16 protein-coding genes, 1 tRNA gene and 1 pseudogene are annotated in these 18,654 nt (G+C 61.2%); 13 read left to right on the top strand and 5 right to left on the bottom strand.

Annotated elements, in window-relative coordinates; translation table 11 throughout:
• Positions 1-335: 335 nt before the first annotated feature.
• Positions 336-1,235 carry a LysR family transcriptional regulator gene (locus GT753_RS12000; protein ID WP_004928662.1) on the bottom strand — a complete coding sequence of 300 codons (900 nt, stop codon included), beginning with the start codon at positions 1,233-1,235 and terminating at the stop codon, positions 336-338.
• A 227-nt stretch (positions 1,236-1,462) separates the two neighbouring features.
• Here GT753_RS12000 and GT753_RS11995 point away from each other — a divergent pair, with 227 nt between their 5' ends.
• The 5 genes and pseudogenes from GT753_RS11995 to GT753_RS11975 all read left to right on the top strand — a co-directional run bounded on the left by GT753_RS11995 (position 1,463) and on the right by GT753_RS11975 (position 5,378).
• On the top strand, positions 1,463-1,813 hold the full coding sequence (locus GT753_RS11995) for a cyclophilin-like fold protein (RefSeq protein WP_015378446.1): 351 nt from the start codon (positions 1,463-1,465) through the stop codon (positions 1,811-1,813).
• 127 nt (positions 1,814-1,940) lie between these two features.
• Positions 1,941-3,158, top strand: a complete 1,218-nt coding sequence (locus GT753_RS11990; protein WP_071591411.1) for an MFS transporter — start codon at positions 1,941-1,943, stop codon at positions 3,156-3,158.
• A 16-nt stretch (positions 3,159-3,174) separates the two neighbouring features.
• A pseudogene (locus GT753_RS11985) lies at positions 3,175-3,303 on the top strand (alcohol dehydrogenase); the annotation flags it as partial.
• Positions 3,304-3,337: 34 nt separating this feature from the next.
• The gene (locus GT753_RS11980) at positions 3,338-4,366 is read left to right on the top strand and encodes an alpha/beta hydrolase (RefSeq protein ID WP_160125605.1); all 1,029 of its coding nucleotides are present in this window, start codon (positions 3,338-3,340) and stop codon (positions 4,364-4,366) included.
• 25 nt (positions 4,367-4,391) lie between these two features.
• Positions 4,392-5,378, top strand: coding sequence for an aldo/keto reductase (locus GT753_RS11975; protein WP_015378445.1), 987 nt, complete (start codon positions 4,392-4,394; stop codon positions 5,376-5,378).
• A gap of 195 nt (positions 5,379-5,573) precedes the next feature.
• On the opposite strand, the gene GT753_RS11970 is transcribed toward GT753_RS11975, so the two are convergent.
• Entirely contained in the window at positions 5,574-6,494 is a 921-nt protein-coding gene (locus tag GT753_RS11970; protein ID WP_160125604.1) for an AraC family transcriptional regulator, read from the bottom strand.
• Positions 6,495-6,599: 105 nt separating this feature from the next.
• On the opposite strand from GT753_RS11970, the gene GT753_RS11965 reads away from it, so the two are divergent.
• Positions 6,600-7,433 carry an oxidoreductase gene (locus tag GT753_RS11965; RefSeq protein ID WP_004928681.1) on the top strand — a complete coding sequence of 278 codons (834 nt, stop codon included), beginning with the start codon at positions 6,600-6,602 and terminating at the stop codon, positions 7,431-7,433.
• Between the two features lie 94 nt (positions 7,434-7,527).
• Here the strand turns inward: GT753_RS11965 and GT753_RS11960 are convergent.
• The 3 genes from GT753_RS11960 to dpiA form a co-directional block, all read right to left on the bottom strand.
• Positions 7,528-7,603: transfer RNA gene (locus tag GT753_RS11960), tRNA-Asn, on the bottom strand.
• Positions 7,604-7,717: 114 nt separating this feature from the next.
• A complete protein-coding gene (locus GT753_RS11955) occupies positions 7,718-10,813 on the bottom strand; it encodes a beta-galactosidase (protein ID WP_160125603.1) in 3,096 nt (1,031 codons plus the stop codon).
• A gap of 102 nt (positions 10,814-10,915) precedes the next feature.
• On the bottom strand, positions 10,916-11,602 hold the full coding sequence (gene dpiA, locus GT753_RS11950; RefSeq protein ID WP_021505854.1) for a two-component response regulator DpiA: 687 nt from the start codon (positions 11,600-11,602) through the stop codon (positions 10,916-10,918).
• 313 nt (positions 11,603-11,915) lie between these two features.
• On the opposite strand from dpiA, the gene citC reads away from it, so the two are divergent.
• The 7 genes from citC to GT753_RS11915 are packed head-to-tail and all read left to right on the top strand — an operon-like array spanning position 11,916 to position 18,609.
• Positions 11,916-12,986: a [citrate (pro-3S)-lyase] ligase gene (gene citC / locus GT753_RS11945; protein WP_004940809.1), complete on the top strand. Its 1,071-nt coding sequence runs from the start codon at positions 11,916-11,918 to the stop codon at positions 12,984-12,986.
• A complete protein-coding gene (citD, locus tag GT753_RS11940) occupies positions 12,986-13,294 on the top strand; it encodes a citrate lyase acyl carrier protein (RefSeq protein WP_004940811.1) in 309 nt (102 codons plus the stop codon). Before citC ends, citD begins: the two co-directional genes overlap by 1 nt.
• Positions 13,278-14,198: a citrate (pro-3S)-lyase subunit beta gene (gene citE, locus GT753_RS11935; protein WP_160125602.1), complete on the top strand. Its 921-nt coding sequence runs from the start codon at positions 13,278-13,280 to the stop codon at positions 14,196-14,198. Before citD ends, citE begins: the two co-directional genes overlap by 17 nt.
• The gene (gene citF, locus GT753_RS11930) at positions 14,198-15,703 is read left to right on the top strand and encodes a citrate lyase subunit alpha (protein ID WP_004940815.1); all 1,506 of its coding nucleotides are present in this window, start codon (positions 14,198-14,200) and stop codon (positions 15,701-15,703) included. Before citE ends, citF begins: the two co-directional genes overlap by 1 nt.
• 3 nt (positions 15,704-15,706) lie before the next feature.
• A complete protein-coding gene (gene citX / locus GT753_RS11925) occupies positions 15,707-16,255 on the top strand; it encodes a citrate lyase holo-[acyl-carrier protein] synthase (protein WP_019452467.1) in 549 nt (182 codons plus the stop codon).
• A complete protein-coding gene (citG, locus tag GT753_RS11920) occupies positions 16,236-17,120 on the top strand; it encodes a triphosphoribosyl-dephospho-CoA synthase CitG (protein WP_076740671.1) in 885 nt (294 codons plus the stop codon). The genes citX and citG overlap by 20 nt, the downstream gene beginning before the upstream one ends.
• A 25-nt stretch (positions 17,121-17,145) precedes the next feature.
• Positions 17,146-18,609 carry an anion permease gene (locus tag GT753_RS11915; protein ID WP_015378437.1) on the top strand — a complete coding sequence of 488 codons (1,464 nt, stop codon included), beginning with the start codon at positions 17,146-17,148 and terminating at the stop codon, positions 18,607-18,609.
• Positions 18,610-18,654 lie beyond the last annotated feature (45 nt).

Genomic DNA, 18,654 nt, shown 5'->3' with positions numbered 1-18,654 from the left:
GTGGCTTGGTCGCTAAGAGTTCCCACACCACCCTTGATTTGCCCTAGCGTAGAATACTGATGATCTGTTCGTAGGGAAAACGCTTCTTTATGGGAATACCTACACGTTGCTAATGAAGACGCTACTTATATCAGGGTGTACTAATCAACGAGGAGCTGGTTAACTTTGCTAGAAATCACCGAAATAATTAAAGATGGTAAATTTGTGCAAGTGGTTTAAGACGCCAACTTCCGCTCCTCGCTCAAAGCAGACCCAATGACCACGTAGCCTGTCCGTTGCGTGCCAGAAGCGGACGTTCACGTCCGTTCTTGAAATATTGGCCCGATAATTCAGCGTTAAATTTTCCGGTTAATACGCAACGCATCCACAACGAGTGAAAACGCTGGGGAAGGCTGTTTACGGCTGGGATAATAAAGATAGTAGCCGGGAAAAGGACGGCACCATTCTTCAAGCACGCGGATCAGTTTTCCTTCCTGCAGATGTGTGCCGAACTCCTCTTCAGGTAAAAAGGCAATGCCCAGTCCGGCAAGAGCTGCGTCAACGACGTGTTCCGATGTGTTAAACGTCATTTGCCCTTCAACCCGAACGTGAAATTTACCGTTTTCCTGCTCAAACTCCCAGGCGTAAATTTTCCCCGATTGAACCATGCGCTCATTAATACAGCAGTGTTGCATCAGATCGCGTGGCGTCTGAGGGGCGGCGCACCGGGCAAAATACTCAGGGGAAGCTACAGCCGCCATGCGCAGTTTCGGGCCAATGGGTACGGCTATCATATCTTTGTCGATAGTGTCTCCGAGCCGCACGCCGGCATCAAAACGGTCCGCCACGATATCCCGGAACCCGTGGTTGGCATCAAACTCAATATGAATATCAGGATATTCGCGTAACAGTGGTGTCAGCTTTGGCAGCAGCGTGGTCTTCAGAACATTAGGTCCACATGTAATACGGACGGTCCCCGCAGGTTTATCACGCAGTGCCGTCAGCATGTCCAGCTCGGCTTCAATCTCATCAATACGATGGCCCACAGACTGCAGCAGGCGTTCCCCGGCGGCGGTCACTGACACGCTGCGCGTGGTTCGCGTCAGCAGGCGGATTTGCATCCGTTCTTCCAGCCCGGAAATCGCCTGGCTCAGTGCGGGCTGGGTCACGCCGAGCTGGGCGGCAGCGCGCGTAAAGCTGCCCTCACGCGCCACGGTGACGAAAGAGAGTAAGTCGTTGAGATTGCGTCTGGCCATGCTCGTTTCCGGTCCATTTATAAATTTTACTTATAAGGGTATTAAGTATTCATTAGCTAGTTAACCCGCTGCATATTGGTAACAATAATGCGATGAAAAAGTCAACGCTAACCCTTATGCAAAACGCTTACTGCAGAACATCACTGCTGCTCCTTGCCGGCCTGCTTTTCGTCACGCAGTCCGCTATGGCGGGTGACAACGACCGGGGAGTGGCGCAGGAGACGCTTATGAAAATTGAGATCATTGTGGAGGGAGAAACCGCCACCGCCACCCTCTTTGATACGCCGACAGGCCGGGACTTTGCGTCTTTGCTTCCCCTCAGCCTGACGCTGGAAGACTATGACGATATTGAGCGTATAAGCGACCTGCCGCGCAGGCTTTCCACGGTGCAGGCACCGGACGGCATGACGCCGGAAGCCGGAGATATCACTTACTACGCGCCCTGGGGCAACCTGGCGATTTTTGCCCAGGGCAGGGCTTACGCCCGTTCACTGATCCCGTTAGGGAAAGTGGATTCCGGACTGCCGGTCCTGCAGCGCCACGGACCTCTTGCGGTGCAGATCAGGGTCGCCAACTGACCCGCAGCACCTTCCGTACCGCGATTATCCCCCTTATCCCGTCTCCGTATGCCGTTTCAGCTCTTCCTGCAGCGCTGAAGGCTCCGGGGCACAGACTTCATGTTATCTACTGAAAAGAAATCCCTGAATGAGTAATAAGACAGACGAAAACAGAAAAAAAAACACCGGAAGCGGGAAACAGCCTGCGCACTGGAGTGGTGTCTTTGCCATGACGCTGTGCGTCTTCGCCCTGATCGCCTCCGAATTCATGCCGGTCAGCCTGCTGACACCGATGGCGCAGACCCTTCGTGTCACCGAAGGCATGGCCGGACAGGGCATCGCCATTTCCGGGGCATTTGCAGTGGTAACCAGCCTGTTTATTTCCGTGCTGGCAGGCACGCTTAACCGGAAAACGCTGCTGCTCGGCCTGACCTGCATGATGGCAATTTCCGGTGCTGTTATTGCGATGGCACCCAATTACCTGACCTATATGGCGGGCAGGGCTCTGATTGGCATCGTAGTCGGCGGGTTCTGGTCGATGTCGGCAGCCACGGCGATGCGTTTGGTTCCGGTGCACCGAGTTCCGCTGGCGTTGGCCATTTTTAACAGCGGCAATGCACTGGCCACGGTCATCGCGGCCCCTTTGGGCAGTTGGCTCGGTTCGGTGATCGGCTGGCGCGGGGCCTTCTTTTGTCTGGTGCCGGTCGCGATCGCCGCGTTTATCTGGCAGTTGTTCAGCCTGCCCTCCATGCAGGTCACCCGGCAGAGTAACGGTGCCAGCAATGTCTTCACGCTGTTTCGCCGTCGAGTGGTCACGTTAGGCATGCTGGGCGTCGGCATCTTCTTTATGGGGCAGTTCACGCTCTTTACCTACATCAGGCCTTTCCTTGAAACGGTGACGAAGGTGGATGCTTCAGTGGTCACCCTAATCCTGCTGGTTATCGGTGTCGCGGGTTTCATCGGCACCACGCTGATTGGCAGAGTGCTGAAACGCGGCTTCTACTCGACCCTGATAGCCATTCCGGTGCTGATGGCCATCACCGCGCTGGCACTGATCGCTTTTGGCAGTCAGGTGGCCATCGTGATGGTGCTGCTCGGGTTGTGGGGGCTGATTTCTACCGGTGCGCCGGTGGGGTGGTGGGCCTGGGTACCGCGTATCTTTCCGCAGAATGCCGAAGCCGGCGGCGGGCTGATGGTGGCAATGGTCCAGTTATCCATTGCGCTAGGTTCAACGGTAGGGGGGCTGCTTTTCGATCACCACGGCTACCAGAGCACTTTCTTGGCCAGCGTCACGATGCTGCTTATCGCGGCCGGGCTGATTTTCCTGACCTCACGCGCAGACACCTCTGCCAGAGACCATTCATAAACCCTGGAGTTATGTCATGACAGGTAAAGCTTACGGTGCCCATGCGGGCACACTGCCGCTGGAGCCGATGGATATCACCCGTCGCGCCTCCGGCGCCCGTGATGTGCAGATTGATTTCGCGTTCTGCGGCGTCTGCCATTCGGATAACGCCACCCTGGCTTAATGATAAGGAGACCATCATGAAAAAATTTACGTTAGCGCTGGGGCTGTTGATCAGTGCATTTGCTTCCTCTGCGGCGGATATGTCCCGTGGGGCCGATAATTTTTATAAAAGCGATAAGGTGACGCAGCAAAAAGTCACCTTTAAAAACCAGTATCAGATGGCCGTGGTCGGCAACCTGTTTATCCCGAAAAAGATGAACCAGAATACCCGACACCCGGCGATCGTCGTTGGTCACCCGATGGGAGCCGTTAAGGAACAGAGTTCGAATCTTTATGCGCAGAAGCTGGCGGAGCAGGGGTTTGTCACGCTGGCTATCGATCTCTCTTTCTGGGGAGAAAGCGAGGGCAAACCGGGGCACCTGATTTCACCGGAAATCTACACAGATGATTTCAGCGCGGCGGTTGATTATCTAAGCACACAGCCGTTTGTTGATCCGGATAGCATCGGTGTATTAGGTATCTGCGGCAGCGGAAGTTTTGTTATCAGTGCTGCCAAGATTGACCCGCGTATGAAAGCCATTGCCACCGTCAGCATGTATGACATGGGGGCTGCATTTCGCAACGGCCTCAACCATTCCCAGACGCCGGAACAACGAAAGGCCTTTATCCGGTCAGCCACAGAGCAGCGTTTAGCAGAGTTTCAGGGAGGCGAGACGGCCTACATTCCCGGTACCGTGAATACACTGGACGCTTCAACGCCGGATATTCAGCGTGAGTTTTTCGATTTCTACCGCACCGAACGCGGTGGTTACACCCCGAAGGGTGAGAAAGAAGCACTGACGACGAAACCGATGTTGAGCAGTATCGGCAAGTTTATGAACTTCTATCCGTTCAACGATATTGAAACCATTTCACCGCGTCCGATGCTGTTTATCACCGGCGATCGGGCTCACTCAAAAGAGTTCAGCGAGGATGCATTCAAACGCGCCGGTCAGCCTAAAGAGCTTTATGTCGTACCGGGCGCAGGGCATGTCGATCTCTATGATCGTATCGACGTGATCCCTTTTGACAAACTGACAGACTTTTTCCGTAAGAACCTGCAATAACACGTTCAGTTAAGGAGCATCTGACATGAACTATAAACATCTGGGTCGTACCGGCCTGCGGGTGAGCCGCATCGGTCTCGGTACCATGAATTTCGGTGAGCTGACGGATGAGCCGGCCAGCTTCAGGATCATGGATGAAGCCGTGGATGCGGGTATCAACTTTTTCGATACCGCTGACGTCTATGGCGGACCGCAGTCACCGGATATGGCAAAGGGGTACGGGACATCCGAAGAAATCATCGGTAACTGGTTGGCGCGCAGTGGCCTGCGTGACCGAATCGTGCTGGCCACGAAAGTTTACCAGCCGATGGATACGGGCCCGAATGACAAATATCTGTCCGCTTACCATATTCGCCGGGCCTGTGAGGCCAGTCTGAAAAGACTGAAAACGGACCATATCGATCTCTACCAGATGCACCATATCGACCGGAACACCCCCTGGGAGGAAATCTGGCAGGCCATGGAACAGCTGATCCGTGAGGGTAAAATCAGCTACGTGGGCAGCAGTAACTTTGCCGGCTGGGATATTGCCACCGCACAGTGCACGGCTGATGCGCGCAACCTGCTGGGGCTGGCATCGGAACAGAGCCTTTACAACCTGACCCAGCGCACGGTTGAGCTTGAAGTCATTCCGGCACTGCGCCATTACGGCATTGGCCTGATCCCCTGGAGCCCGGTCGGGATGGGGATGCTGGGTGGCGTGCTGAAAAAAATTGCCGATGGCCGCCGGGCAACACCGCAGCTGCAGGCACAAATCAATCGCTTGCGGCCGCAACTGGAGGCCTGGGAAACGCTGTGTGATGAGCTGGGGGAGGCGCCCTCAGACGTGGCGTTGGCCTGGCTGTTGCAGAACCCCGTGGTTACCGCTGTGCTCAGTGGTCCGCGCACAGCTGAACAGCTCCGTCAGAATCTCAATGCCCTGACGTTGTCCCTTTCAGGCGATACGCTCAAAAGACTGGATACCATCTGGCCGGGACCGGGTGGAGAAGCCCCTGAAGCCTACGCATGGTAACCGTTATCCGTGTTAACAATGACCGGCCTTCGGGTCGGTAAGTACGTTATTTCAGTCAAATTTATTTATCACCTGAAGATGTTGTTCTTTGCTTTAATACTTTGATGTCCGCTCTCGCTCATAGCGGACTTTCTCCCCAAGTGCCGATCCGCCTGGCGCCAGAAGCGGACTATCGTTCGCCTGACCACATAAGCCTCAGTGCGATGAAACAAATACCGAGGCAGGCTGCGCGGGCGGAATGGCGAAGTGACGCTGCATGCGTTTTATCTCCTCTGCCGGTGGTAGGCCAAACAGACGTTTGAATTCTCGATTAAATTGCGATGGGCTTTCATAGCCAACGGCGTAACTCGCGGCGGCGGCGGTGATTTGTTGGCGCACCATCAGCATCCGTGCCTGGTGCAGGCGTACCGATTTCACATACTGCATCGGCGGCATCTGCGTTATCGCTTTGAAATGGCTATGAAAGGTCGGCACGCTCATGCCGGCCCCCATCGCCAGCTGCGTCAGCGTTAACGGCTCCGCGTAAGCGGCATGGATGTGCTGCAACGCTTTACCGATTTTGCCAAACTGGCCCTGCAAGGCCAGAGCGGCACGCATTGCGTTGCCCTGTGCGCCTGTCAGCACGCGAAAATAAAGCTCACGCACCCGCGCCGGGCCGAGGATCGCCGCCTCAAGCGGGTTGGTCAGGACGTCAAGTAAGCGAAGAACGGCCATTTTTACCCTGTCGTCCATCGGGCTCGACATCATGCTTTGCGGTGCGACGGGAGGATGCGGGGCGCCATGCTGTTCAATCTGCAACATCAGTTCAGCGGCAAGCTGAAAATCCAGATGCATATAAATCGCCAGCAGCGGATGTGCTGCCGACGCGTCGGTTTCCATCACAAACGGCACCGGCACCGAAACCGCCAGGTAGTGCTGCTCATCATATAAATAGGTTTGTTGACCGAAATAACCGCGTTTGCTGCCCTGGCAGACAATCACGATCCCCGGATCGTAAAGCACCGGCGTTCTGGCAAGCGGGCGATCGGAACGCAAAATTCGCACATCAGGTAGGGCAGTGAGGTTGTATCCCTCTTGCTCCGCAAGTCTATTCATCAGGGCAATCATGTCGGACATCCCACCACCTCATAAAATCAGGCAAGAAAAAGAGAAGATACGGCCTAAAAATGCGGCAGAGCAGAGAATACCATGCAACCTTCATGGTTCATGGGAGTTCTTTTTATGGCATCTGCAAAAACGATTTTAATCACCGGCGTCAGCAGTGGCTTTGGCCAGGCGCTGGCGCGGGAAGCCCTCGCCGTAGGGCATCGGGTTGTAGGGACGGTGCGCAACAGCGAAGCACTGCAGGCTTTCGGCGCGCTCGATACGCAGCGGGCTTTTGGCTATCTGCTTGATGTCACGGACGTTGAGCGTATTGATGAGGTGGTTGGAGAGATTGAGTCCGCCGTCGGTCCGATAGATGTGCTGGTGAACAATGCCGGTTACGGCCACGAAGGCATTCTGGAAGAGTCCCCGCTTGCAGAGCTGCGCCGCCAGTTTGACGTCAATGTGTTTGGCGCGGTGGCGATGATCAAAGCCGTGCTACCGGGCATGCGCCAGCGCCGTCGCGGCCACATTATCAATATTACCTCAATGGGCAGCTTCATTACCTTGCCCGGTATCAGCTATTACTGTGGCAGCAAATTTGCACTGGAAGGGATATCAGAAACGTTAAGTAAAGAGCTTGACCCGTTCAACATCTACGTGACCGCAGTAGCGCCCGGCTCGTTTCGAACGGACTGGGCCGGGCGTTCAATGGTGCGCAGCCCTCGCCGTCTCCCGGACTATGACGCGTTATTTGAACCTGTTCGTCAGGCGCGTCAGGAAAAAAGCGGTAAGCAACTCGGCGATCCGATTAAGGCGGCTCACGCCATGCTGGCAGTGATTGAGAGCCGGAACCCACCCACGCATCTGTTGTTAGGCAGTGACGCATTAAGTTTGGTGCGGCAAAAGCTCGAGGCGTTAGGTCAGGAAATTGAACAATGGGAGAAACTTACCCGTTCAACGGATGGCTGACCGGTTTCGGGTAGAGAGTGTCGGGGATACTCGAGCATAGCCGCCCAACAGCAAAAAGCCCGCTCAGGTTTCCCTGAGCGGGCTTCTCTAAATATGGCTCCTCTGACTGGACTCGAACCAGTGACATACGGATTAACAGTCCGCCGTTCTACCGACTGAACTACAGAGGAATCGTGTGAACGGGGCGAATAATAGCGAGGCGTCGTCGGCATGTCAAAGGCGGATTACACATTCTGTGACTGTTTGCTTACAGAATGCGCAACCCGTTGAGTTTTTTGGCAGATTTAGCCCTCTGGCGCTCGCTGCAGGCGCAGCTGATAGCGGTAAACGCCGTCGGTGAGCAGGTAATCCCGGTGCACGCTCGGGCTCCAGGAGTCGTCGCCGCCCACCCCCATGTGGAAGCCGTCCAGGTGCAGCCAGGTGCCTGCTTCCGGCTGCAGCAGATGCTGGTGGCTGCAGGCCATCAGCTGTTGCAGGCCGAAGCGGCTGAGCGAGAAGTGGAAGCGGCCGTCGATGCGCCAGCCGCCGTAGCGCAGGCTGCGGGTGTCGCAGCGCAGGCCGTTCTCGCCGGGGAAAATATACGGCGTGTGCAGATCCGCCAGCGGCAGGCGCCAGCGCCCATGCTGCGCGGCCAGGCGGCGATCAGGGTAGTTCTCGTGCGGGCCCAGACCCAGCCATTCCGCCTGCGGCTGCACCGTCGCCAGTTGGCAGTTCAGGCCGATGCGCGCCGGCGGCGGCAGGGCGTCGGCCACCTCGACCTCCACATTCACGCTCACCGCGCCCAGCGCGTCGAACAGCCACTGCTTGCGGCTAATCAGCAAAATCTGCCCGTCCACGCCGAACTGGTGTTCGCTCACCACCCGCACGCCGTTTTGCAGCGCATCCGCCTGCAGCCGCACGCAGTGCTCCTCCAGCCGGTACAGGCCCGCCAGCTTCCAGCGTTCGACCCAGGCGTTGGGATCGATATGGTCCGCCTCGCTGACGCCGATGTCGTTGTCGATCGGCGCGCGCGCAAAGCCGTCGCGCAGCGGCGTCAGCAGCTGCGGCTGCTCATTCTGCCACCACTGCGTCAGGTGGCCGCTGCTGCGCTCGAAGCGCCAACGCTGGTCGCCGTGGGTGAGGGTCAGCCCCTGATCGTCTTCAATCAGCGTGGGCGGCACGCCCTGCGCCGGCGGCGGCGCGGGATGCAGCGCGCGTGGCACCCGCCACTGATCCCAGGCGCAGCGGTGGTGCGCTTCGGACCAGTCGGTGGCCTGCGGTTGCACCACCTCCACGTTCAGCCACAACTCGCCGGGCTGATGCAGCATCGGCAGGCGGTCGAGCAGGGTAAAGCGGGCGCTGCCCTGTGGCGGCAATGTCAGATCGAGGCTGCCGCTGGCGCGCTCCACGCCGTCCAGCTCCAGCCGCCAGTTGAGCTGTTCGTTGTCGGTGTGGCGGAACAGGTAATCGCTGGTGACGGTCAGCGTCAGCGAGGCGGCGTCGAAGGCGAAGCGGAACAGCTGCTGCGCCCGCTGCGCTTCGAACAGCGCCGGGTGCGGGGTGCGATCCGCGAACACCAGCCCGTTCAGGCAGAACTGGCGATCGTTGGGGGTGTCGCCGAAGTCGCCGCCGTAGGCCCAAAATTCCTCGCCGCGCTCGTCACGCTTGATCAGCGCCTGATCGACCCAGTCCCAGACAAAGCCGCCCTGCAGGCGCGGATGTGCATGGAACGCGCGCCAGTAGCGCTCGAAACCGCCGAAACTGTTGCCCATCGCGTGGGCGTATTCGCACAGGATCAGCGGGCGCGGCTCCTCCGGCAGGCCGATCCACTTGCCGATCGCCCATTTGGGCACCGCCGGGAACGGCTGATCCTGATCCACTCGCGCGTACATCGGGCAGATGATGTCGGTGGCGGCGGTGTCGGCGCCGCCGCCTTCATATTGCACCGGGCGGGTCGGATCCTGGCTTTTCACCCAGCAGTACAGCGCGTCGTGGTTCGCGCCGTGGCCGGACTCGTTGCCCAGCGACCAGATAATGATGCAAGGGTGGTTGCGATCGCGCTGCACCATGCGGGTGACGCGCTCGCTCATCGCCGGCAGCCACAGCGGATCGTCAGCCAGGCGGTTCATCGGCTGCATGCCGTGGGTCTCGATATTGGCTTCGTCCACCACGTACAGCCCGTAGCGATCGCACAGCCGATACCACAGCGGGTGGTTGGGATAATGCGAGCAGCGCACCGCGTTGAAGTTGTGCTGCTTCATCAGCAGGATGTCGTGGCGCATCGTCGCTTCGTCCATCACCTGGCCGTGGCGCGGGTGATGCTCGTGGCGGTTAACGCCGCGGATCAGCAGCGGCTGCCCGTTAAGCTTCAACAGCCCGCCGCTGATTTCCACCTGGCGGAAGCCGACGTCATAGGCTTCCACCTCGATAATCTCCCCCTTGGGGGAGAGCAGGGCGACGGTGGCGCGATACAGCGCGGGCGTTTCGGCGCTCCACAGCGCCGGGCGTTCCACCGGCAGGCGCAGCGTGACGCGATCGTCATAGGCGCCGCGTTCGTCCACGATCTCGCCGCCGAGCGGCTGGGTGCGCTCGGCCACCCGTGCACCATCGCGCCACAGCTGCACCTGCACCTGCACCTGCAGCGGGCCGGGCCGGCTGGCGCGCGCCGTCACCACCAGTTCGCCGCGGGTAAAGCCGTCATGCAGCGGGGTGGTGATGCGTACATCGCTCAGGTGCGCGGCGGGTTTGTGCAGCAGGCTGACGTCGCGGAAGATGCCGCTCATGCGCCACATGTCCTGATCTTCGAGATAGCTGCCGTCGCACCAGCGTAGCACCATCACCGCCAGCCGGTTTTCACCCGGCTGCAGCCACGGGCTGAGATCGAACTCCGCCGGCAGGCGGCTGTCCTGCGAATAGCCGACCCAGTGGCCGTTGCACCATAAATAGAACGCCGAGTTGACGCCGTCGAAGATGACGCGCGTCTGGCCGGTGGCCAGCCAGGCCGGATCGACGCTGAAGGCGCGCGAGTAGCAGCCGGTCGGGTTGTCTTCCGGCACGCGTGGCGGATCGACCGGGAACGGGTAGCGCACGTTGGTGTAGATTGGCGCGTCGTAGCCGGCGAGCTGCCAGTTGCCCGGCACCGCCAGCGGGGCGGCGTCCGGCAGATCTTGCTGCAGCCAGCCTTCCGGCGCCGCCTCTGGGCGCGGGAAGTAGCTGAAACGCCACTCGCCGTTCAGTGATCGGCGGCTGGCGCTGGGGGCATCGTCGCGCGCGTCTTCCACCGTGCGCCAGCTGGCGAACGGCGGGTGGGCGTCCAGCCGGCGGTAGTGGGTGCAGGCGGGGTTTTGCCAGTCACGGCGGGCGAGGATCTCGGACAGGGAAGCTAGGGGTTCAGCGGGCATCGGCGATCGTCCAGTCGGCTAGGTGATGCTCACCAAGATGCTGACCGGCGCATAAAAAGTAAAGCGGTTACACGCAACCTTGCAAGGGCGATCAAATAACCGCTAATGCGGCTCGCCGGCGCGGTAGATCCGCTGTGGGCGGCCAACCTTGCCGTAAATGATCTCGGCGCGCAGCTGCTGCGCGGCGGTGCAAAACTCCAGATAACGGCGCGCGGTGGTGCGGCTGAGCCCCATTTTTTGCGCAACGCTTTCAGCGGTGTGGCGCGCGGCGGGCTCGGCGAACAGCGCGCGGACCTTGCCCAGCGTCAGCTCGTCGATGCCGGCGGGCAACGCCGCCTGCTGTTCGCCGCGGGCGTAGGTGTTGAACATCTCGTCAATGCGGCGCTGGTTGAGACGCGCTTTGTCCTTCAGCGCTTCGCGGCGCTGGCTGAAGCGCTGCAGCGTCTGGCTCAGCCGGTCATAGGCCAGCGGTTTGATCAGGTAGTCGAACACGCCGTAGCGCAACGCCTCGGCCACGGTAGCCATGTCGCTGGCGGCGGTGATGAACACGATGCCGCCACGATAGCCGCTCAGCGTCAGTTCGCGCAGCAGGGTGATGCCCTGGCCGTCGGGCAGAAAGTTGTCCAGCAGGATCAGGTCCGGCTTGAAGCGTTCGGTCATGGCGCGCGCCTGCGCCAGCGTGCCGGCCAGCCAAATCTGGCGGCAGCCGCCGTTCTGGCGGATAAACTCCGCGTGCATCTCCGCCAGCGGCGTTTCGTCTTCAACGATCAGGATGTTCAGCCATTCCATAATGAAACCTACTATTGCAATCAAGATGCTAAATGAATGTAAGTGAATTGCGGCGCCAAATAAAGATTATCTCAATAATAAACACCATAAGATTAATTAAGCAAATAAAGAACATTAAATAACTTATTAACCGGGATCGGTTTGTGAAATAGGTCAATAATCCGCGTTTTTTTTCTGCTTACCATGGGTTTATTGAACGAGAGGGTGATTTTATCTTCATGGTTTTTAAGGTTTTAATTGCCATTTATGATGTTAATTAAAATGCATTTTTGTATTTCATTTGTTGTTTGCCAGTTAACCCAGAGAGCGTGTTATGTTAGGCGATGCCGTATTTAATCGGGTAAAGCGATCGGATCATAAAGCGATTTCAGAAATAAGCGCCTTCTTGCGCAGTAACGATCTGAATATCGATACCACGGTTGAAATATTTATTACCGTTACCCAGCACGACAAATTGGTCGCCTGCGGCGGCATCGCCGACAATATTATCAAATGCGTCGCCATCAGCCCGCTGATGCGCGGCGAAGGCTTGGCGCTGGCGCTGGCGACCGAGCTGGTGAACCTGGCCTATGAGCGCCATCACACCCAGCTGTTTATCTACACCAAGGTGCAGAACGAGCCGCTGTTTCGCCAGTGCGGTTTCTACCCGATTGCCACCGTGCCGGGCATCGTGGTGCTGATGGAAAACAGCCCGTGCCGCCTGAAACGCTACGCCGCCCAACTGGCGAGCCAACGTCGGCCGGGCGACACCATCGGCAGCATCGTGATGAACGCCAACCCCTTTACCCGCGGGCACCAGTATCTGGTGCGTCAGGCGGCCAAGCGCTGCGACTGGCTGCACCTGTTTCTGGTGAAGGAAAATACCTCGCGCTTCAGCTATGAAGACCGGCGCCGGCTGGTGCTGGCCGGCACTGCCGACATCCCCAACCTCACGGTACACGAAGGCTCGCAGTACGTGATCTCGCGCGCCACCTTCCCCTGTTACTTCATCAAGGACCAGGGCGTGGCCGACGACTGTTACACCGAAATCGATCTGAAGATCTTCCGCCAGTATCTGGCGCCCGCGCTGGGCATTACGCACCGCTTCGTCGGCAACGAGCCGTTCTGCGCGGTGACCGCGAAATACAACCGCGACATGCGCTACTGGCTGGAAACGCCGGCGCTGCCCAGCCCGCCGATCGCGCTGGTGGAAATCGAGCGTTTGCAATATCAGGGCACGGCGATCTCCGCCTCCTGGGTGCGCAAGCTGCTGGCGGCGGGGGACTTCCACGCTGCCGCGCCGCTGGTGCCGCCGGACACCCTGTACTACCTGCAGGATCTGCAAACGCAGCGCCGGGCCAAGGCGGCCCCGCATCCTTTTGAGTCCGCACAATCAGGTGAATGATGAAAATTATCCGAGAAGCAATGGCCGGCACGCTGGAATCCAGCGATGTCATGGTGCGCATCGCGCCCGCCGAGGGGCCGCAGCACGATCTGCTGATCGCCAGCAGCGTGGAAAAACAGTTCGGCGCGGCGATCCGTCGCACCCTGCTGGAAGTGCTGCAGCGTTATGAGGTGGAGCCGGTGCAGGTGATCGTCGACGACAAAGGGGCGCTGGACTGCGTGCTGCGCGCCCGGCTGGAAACCGCGCTGATGCGCGCCTGCGAGGGTGGCCAACTGCCGTGGGAGGCGAAAGATGAAAACGCTGAATAAAACCCGGCTGCGCCGCAGCATGTTGTTCGTCCCCGGCGCCAACGCGGCGATGGTCAGCAACGCCTTTATCTATCAGGCCGATGCGCTGATGTTCGACCTGGAAGACTCGGTGATCCTGCGTGAAAAAGACGCGGCGCGCCGGCTGGTGTACCACGCGCTGCAGCACCCGCTGTACCAGGAGGTGGAAACCATCGTGCGCGTCAATGCGCTCGACTCCGCCTACGGCCTGGCGGATTTGCAGGCGGTGGTGCGCGGCGGCGCGGATATCGTGCGCCTGCCGAAGACCGACAGCGCGCAGGACGTTATCGACATGGAGCGCGAGATCGCCGTCATCGAAGCGGCCTGCGGCCGGCCGGTCGGCAGCACCGGGCTGCTGGCGGCGATCGAATCGGCGCAGGGCATCACCAACGCGGTGGCGATCGCGCACGCTTCGCCGCGTCTTATCGGCATCGCGCTGGGGGCGGAAGACTATGTACGCAATCTGCGCACCGAACGCTCGCCGGAAGGCATCGAGCTGCTGTTCGCCCGCTGCTCGCTGCTGCAGGCGGCGCGCGCCGCCGGCATTCAGGCGTTCGACACCGTCTACTCCGACGCCAACAACGAGGCCGGTTTCCTGCAGGAGGCGGCGCTGATCAAACAGCTCGGCTTCGACGGCAAATCGCTGATCAACCCGCGCCAGATTGAGCTGCTGCACAACCTGTACGCGCCGACCGCCAAAGAGGTGGCGCACGCGCAGCGGGTGGTGGACGCCGCCGAAGCGGCGGAGCGGGAGGGGCGCGGCGTGGTGTCGCTGAACGGAAAAATGGTCGACAGCCCGGTGATTGAACGCGCCCGGCTGGTGCTGGAGCGCGCCGCGCTGTCCGGCTTACGGGAAGAACCGGCGCAGCACGGGGAGGAAGCATGATGAACCGCCAACAACGATTGATGACCTTCGCCAACCCGGCGGATCTGCCGGGCTATCAGGACGTTTCCAAAGCCAACCTGCAGGCGCGCAAACCGCGCGATCTCAAGCTGTGCGACTCCTTGCAGGAAGCGGTGCGCCGCAGCGGGCTGCAGGACGGCATGACCATTTCCTTCCACCATGCGTTTCGCGGTGGTGATTTGACGCTCAATCAGGTGATGGAGACGCTGGCGGCGATGGGGTTCCGCAACCTGACGCTGGCCTCCAGCTCGCTGACCGATTGCCACGCGCCGTTGGTTGAACACATTCGCCACGGCGTGGTGAGCCGCATTTACACTTCCGGGCTGCGCGGCCCGCTGGCGGACGCCGTTTCACGCGGGCTGCTGGCGGAGCCGGTGCAAATTCACTCGCACGGCGGCCGGGTCAACCTGATCGAATCCGGCGAGCTGAAGATAGACGTGGCCTTCCTCGGCGTGCCGGCCTGCGATGAGTTCGGCAACGCCAACGGCTACAGCGGTGAAGCCTGCTGCGGCTCGCTCGGCTATGCGCGGGTGGACGCCGAGGCGGCGGGCACCGTGGTGCTGCTGACCGAGCAGCTGGTGCCGTATCCGCATCATCCCGCCAGCCTGGCGCAGGATCGGGTGGATCTGATCGTGCAGTTGGAGCGGGTGGGCGACGCCGACAAGATCGGCGCTGACGCCACGCGCATGACCTCGAACCCGCGCGAGCTGCTGATCGCCCGCCGCGCCGCCGAGGTGATCGCCGGTTCCGGCTACTTCACCGAAGGCTTCTCGCTGCAAACCGGCACCGGCGGCGCCTCGCTGGCGGTGACCCGGTTCCTGGAGGACAAGATGCGCGCCCGCGGCATTCGCGCCGCGTTCGCCCTCGGTGGCATCACCTCGACCATGGTGGATCTGCATGAGAAAGGGCTGATCGGCAAGCTGCTGGACGTGCAGAGCTTCGATCGGGCGGCGGCGACCTCGCTGGCGCGCAACCCGCGCCATATCGAAATCAGCGCCAACCAGTACGCCAACTTCAGCTCCAAGGGCGCCTCGGTCGATCGGCTCGACGTGGTGGTGCTGAGCGCGCTGGAAATCGACACCGGCTTCAACGTTAACGTGCTGACCGGCTCCGACGGCGTGCTGCGCGGCGCGTCCGGCGGCCACTGCGACACCGCCGCCGCCGCGCGGCTGGCGATCATCGTCGCGCCGCTGGTGCGCGGGCGCATCCCGACGCTGGTGGAGCAGGTGACTACCTGCGTCACGCCGGGCTCCAGCATCGACATTCTGGTGACCGACCACGGCATCGCCGTCAACCCGGCGCGGCCGGAGCTGGCGCAGCGCCTGCGGGAGGCCGGGCTCGAGGTGGTGAGCATCGACTGGCTGCGCGCCCGCGCGCTGCAGCTGACCGGTGAACCGCAGCCGATCGCCTTTACCGACAAGGTGGTGGCGGTGGTGCGCTACCGCGACGGTTCGGTGATCGACGTGGTGCATCAGGTGGCGGAGTAAGCGATGGCCGCCGTCGATCCTCAACTGGCCGCCGAACGCGCGGTCAGCCTGCCGGAGCTGCTCACCAGCCGCGAATGCCGTCAGGCGCGCCAGCAGGCGTGGCTGGCGCAGCACCAGTGCACGCTGCTGGTGCTGACGCTGGTCGTCCCCGGCCCGGTGAAGGACAGCGCGCTGACGCGCGGCATCTTCAACCTCGGGTGGGCGGCGCTGCTGCGGCTGTGCGCCGAGCAGGGCTGGCCCAGCCCGCAGGCCGAAGCACTGGCGCTCTCCACCGGCTGCGAAGGTTTTGTCGCGCTGCGCGCCGATGCCCAGCGGGTGAAGGACTGTGCCATGCAGCTGGAGGTGAGCCGCCCGATCGGCCGGCTGTGGGATATCGACGTGCTGGATACGCAGGGGCGCATTTTGTCGCGCCGCGATATCGGCCTGCCGGAACGGCGCTGCCTGCTGTGCGGCCAACCGGCCAAGATCTGCGCCCGCCAGCGGCGGCACAGCAGCGAGCAGCTGCTGCATGAAATGGAAAGGATGTTCAACGATGCGATCTCTGCCGATTAACCTGCCCGCCCGCCGTGCCGAACCGGCCTGCGACTTCGCCCGCGCCGCCTTTCGCGCGCTGCTGGTGGAAGTCAACCTCACGCCCAAGCCGGGGCTGGTGGATCGCCATAACACCGGCGCCCACCGCGATATGGATCTCGGGCATTTTTACCGTAGCGCCCGCGCTATCGGTGTGTGGCTGCCGCGCTTTATCCAGCGCGGGCGCGAAGACGCGGCTCTGCCGGCAGAACAGCAGCTGGCGCGGCTGCGGCCGCTCGGCCTGGCCTGCGAAAACCAGATGTTTCGCGCCACCGGCGGCATTAACACCCACAAGGGCAGCGTGTTTTCGCTCGGGTTGCTGTGCGCCGCCTTCGGCCGCCTGCAGCAGCAGGGGCGCGCCATCGGCGCAGCGGCGCTGTGCGCCGAAACGGCGGCGATGTGCCGAGGATTGGTGGACCGCGAGCTGCGGCGCAACAACGCCGGGCAGACCGCCGGCCAGCGGCTGTTCGCGGCCTACGGCCTCAGCGGCGCGCGCGGCGAGGCGGAGGCCGGTTTTCGGCTGGTGCTGGATGGCGCGCTGCCGCTGTATCGGCAACGGTTGGCCGCCGACGGCGACGAACAGCGGGCGCTGCTGGACAGTCTGCTGTGGCTGATGGCCCACAACGGTGACACCAACGTCGCCTCGCGCGGCGGCCTGCAAGGGCTGCGCTGGCTGCGGCGCCGGGCGGCGTTGCTGCTGGCGCAGGGCGGCTCGGCCGGGGAGGCGGGCCTGGCGCGCCTGCGGCGCTTCGATGCCGACTGCATTGCCCGCAACCTCAGCCCCGGCGGCAGCGCCGACCTGTTGATAGTGACCTGGCTGCTGGCGCAGCTGGGTGCCCAAGAATAATAACCAAGCCTTCAGGAGAGTCCCTATGTCCCAAACCCAGGAAAAGATCTGGAAAGCGATAGCGCCGCTGGCGGTGCTCGCGATCCTGTTATTGATACCGGTGCCCGACGGCATGCCGCCGCAGGCGTGGCACTACTTCGCCATCTTCGTGGCGATGATCGTCGGCATGATTCTGGAGCCGATCCCGGCCACCGCCATCAGTTTTATCGCGGTGACCGTCAGCGTGCTGAGCGCCAACTGGGTGCTGTTCGGCGCGCAGGAACTGGCGGAGCCGGGCTTCAAAGCCGGTAAAGAGGCGCTGAAATGGGGGCTGGCGGGCTTCTCCAGTACCACCGTCTGGCTGGTGTTCGGCGCCTTTATTTTTGCGCTGGGCTACGAGGCCACCGGGCTGGGGCGGCGCATCGCGCTGTTCCTGGTGAAATTCATGGGCAAGCGCACGCTGACGCTGGGCTATGCGGTGGTGATCATCGATATCCTGCTGGCGCCGTTCACGCCGTCCAACACCGCGCGCACCGGCGGCACGGTGTTCCCGGTGGTGAAAAACCTGCCGCCGCTGTTCGATTCCTTCCCTAACGATCCCTCCTCGCGCCGCATTGGCGGCTACCTGATGTGGATGATGGTGGTCGGCACCAGCATCAGCTCCTCGATGTTCGTCACCGGCGCCGCGCCGAACGTGCTGGGCATCGAGTTCGTCGGCAAGATCGCCGGGGTGCACATCAGCTGGATGCAGTGGTTCCTGGCGTTCCTGCCGGTCGGCCTGCTGCTGCTGATCATCGCGCCGCTGATCTCCTACTATCTGTACAAGCCGGGTGTGACCCACAGCAGCGAAGTGGCCGCCTGGGCGGATACCGCGCTGGGGGAAATGGGCAAGCTGACGCGCAAGGAATACACCCTGATCGGCCTGGTGCTGCTCAGCCTGTGCCTGTGGGTGTTCGGCGGCAAGGTGCTGGACGCCACCGCGGTGTGCCTGTTGGCGGTGTCGCTGATGCTGGCGCTGCACGTGGTGTCGTGGAAAGAAATCACCAAATATTCCAGCGCCTGGAATACGCTGGTTAACCTGGCGACGCTGGTGGTGATGGCCAACGGCCTGACGCGCTCCGGCTTTATCGACTGGTTCGCCCAGACCATGAGCACCCATCTGGACGGCTTCTCGCCGAACATGACGGTGGTGGCGCTGGTGCTGGTGTTCTACTTCGCCCACTACCTGTTCGCCAGCCTGTCGGCGCACACCGCCACCATGCTGCCGGTGATCCTGGCGGTCGGCAAAGGGTTGCCGGGCGTGCCGATGGAGCAGCTGTCGATGCTGCTGGTGCTGTCGATCGGCATCATGGGCGTGCTGACGCCGTACGCCACCGGGCCGGGGGTGATTATCTACGGCTGCGGCTATGTGAAGTCGAAAGACTACTGGCGCCTGGGCGGCATTCTCGGCGTGGTGTACATCGCCGCGCTGCTGCTGATCGGCTGGCCGATCATGAGCCTGTGGTACTGAGTTGAACTACAGCGGCCGCCGCCCGGTGGCCGCTGGTACGATCTT

The sequence above is a fragment of the Serratia sp. Z4 genome (genome assembly GCF_009900725.1).
Classification (GTDB): domain Bacteria; phylum Pseudomonadota; class Gammaproteobacteria; order Enterobacterales; family Enterobacteriaceae; genus Serratia; species Serratia nematodiphila.
Note: the sequence above shows the minus strand (reverse complement) of the source record. Positions and strands in the feature narration are given on the sequence as shown.

Excerpts from the sequence above, each read along its gene's own strand:
- GT753_RS12000 (WP_004928662.1), bottom strand. The coding sequence starts at position 1,235 with ATGGCCAGACGCAATCTCAACGACTTACTCTCTTTCGTCACCGTGGCG.
- GT753_RS11995 (WP_015378446.1), top strand. The coding sequence starts at position 1,463 with ATGAAAATTGAGATCATTGTGGAGGGAGAAACCGCCACCGCCACCCTC.
- GT753_RS11990 (WP_071591411.1), top strand. The coding sequence starts at position 1,941 with ATGAGTAATAAGACAGACGAAAACAGAAAAAAAAACACCGGAAGCGGG.
- GT753_RS11980 (WP_160125605.1), top strand. The coding sequence starts at position 3,338 with ATGAAAAAATTTACGTTAGCGCTGGGGCTGTTGATCAGTGCATTTGCT.
- GT753_RS11975 (WP_015378445.1), top strand. The coding sequence starts at position 4,392 with ATGAACTATAAACATCTGGGTCGTACCGGCCTGCGGGTGAGCCGCATC.
- GT753_RS11970 (WP_160125604.1), bottom strand. The coding sequence starts at position 6,494 with ATGTCCGACATGATTGCCCTGATGAATAGACTTGCGGAGCAAGAGGGA.
- GT753_RS11965 (WP_004928681.1), top strand. The coding sequence starts at position 6,600 with ATGGCATCTGCAAAAACGATTTTAATCACCGGCGTCAGCAGTGGCTTT.
- GT753_RS11955 (WP_160125603.1), bottom strand. The coding sequence starts at position 10,813 with ATGCCCGCTGAACCCCTAGCTTCCCTGTCCGAGATCCTCGCCCGCCGT.
- dpiA (WP_021505854.1), bottom strand. The coding sequence starts at position 11,602 with ATGGAATGGCTGAACATCCTGATCGTTGAAGACGAAACGCCGCTGGCG.
- citC (WP_004940809.1), top strand. The coding sequence starts at position 11,916 with ATGTTAGGCGATGCCGTATTTAATCGGGTAAAGCGATCGGATCATAAA.
- citD (WP_004940811.1), top strand. The coding sequence starts at position 12,986 with ATGAAAATTATCCGAGAAGCAATGGCCGGCACGCTGGAATCCAGCGAT.
- citE (WP_160125602.1), top strand. The coding sequence starts at position 13,278 with ATGAAAACGCTGAATAAAACCCGGCTGCGCCGCAGCATGTTGTTCGTC.
- citF (WP_004940815.1), top strand. The coding sequence starts at position 14,198 with ATGAACCGCCAACAACGATTGATGACCTTCGCCAACCCGGCGGATCTG.
- citX (WP_019452467.1), top strand. The coding sequence starts at position 15,707 with ATGGCCGCCGTCGATCCTCAACTGGCCGCCGAACGCGCGGTCAGCCTG.
- citG (WP_076740671.1), top strand. The coding sequence starts at position 16,236 with ATGCGATCTCTGCCGATTAACCTGCCCGCCCGCCGTGCCGAACCGGCC.
- GT753_RS11915 (WP_015378437.1), top strand. The coding sequence starts at position 17,146 with ATGTCCCAAACCCAGGAAAAGATCTGGAAAGCGATAGCGCCGCTGGCG.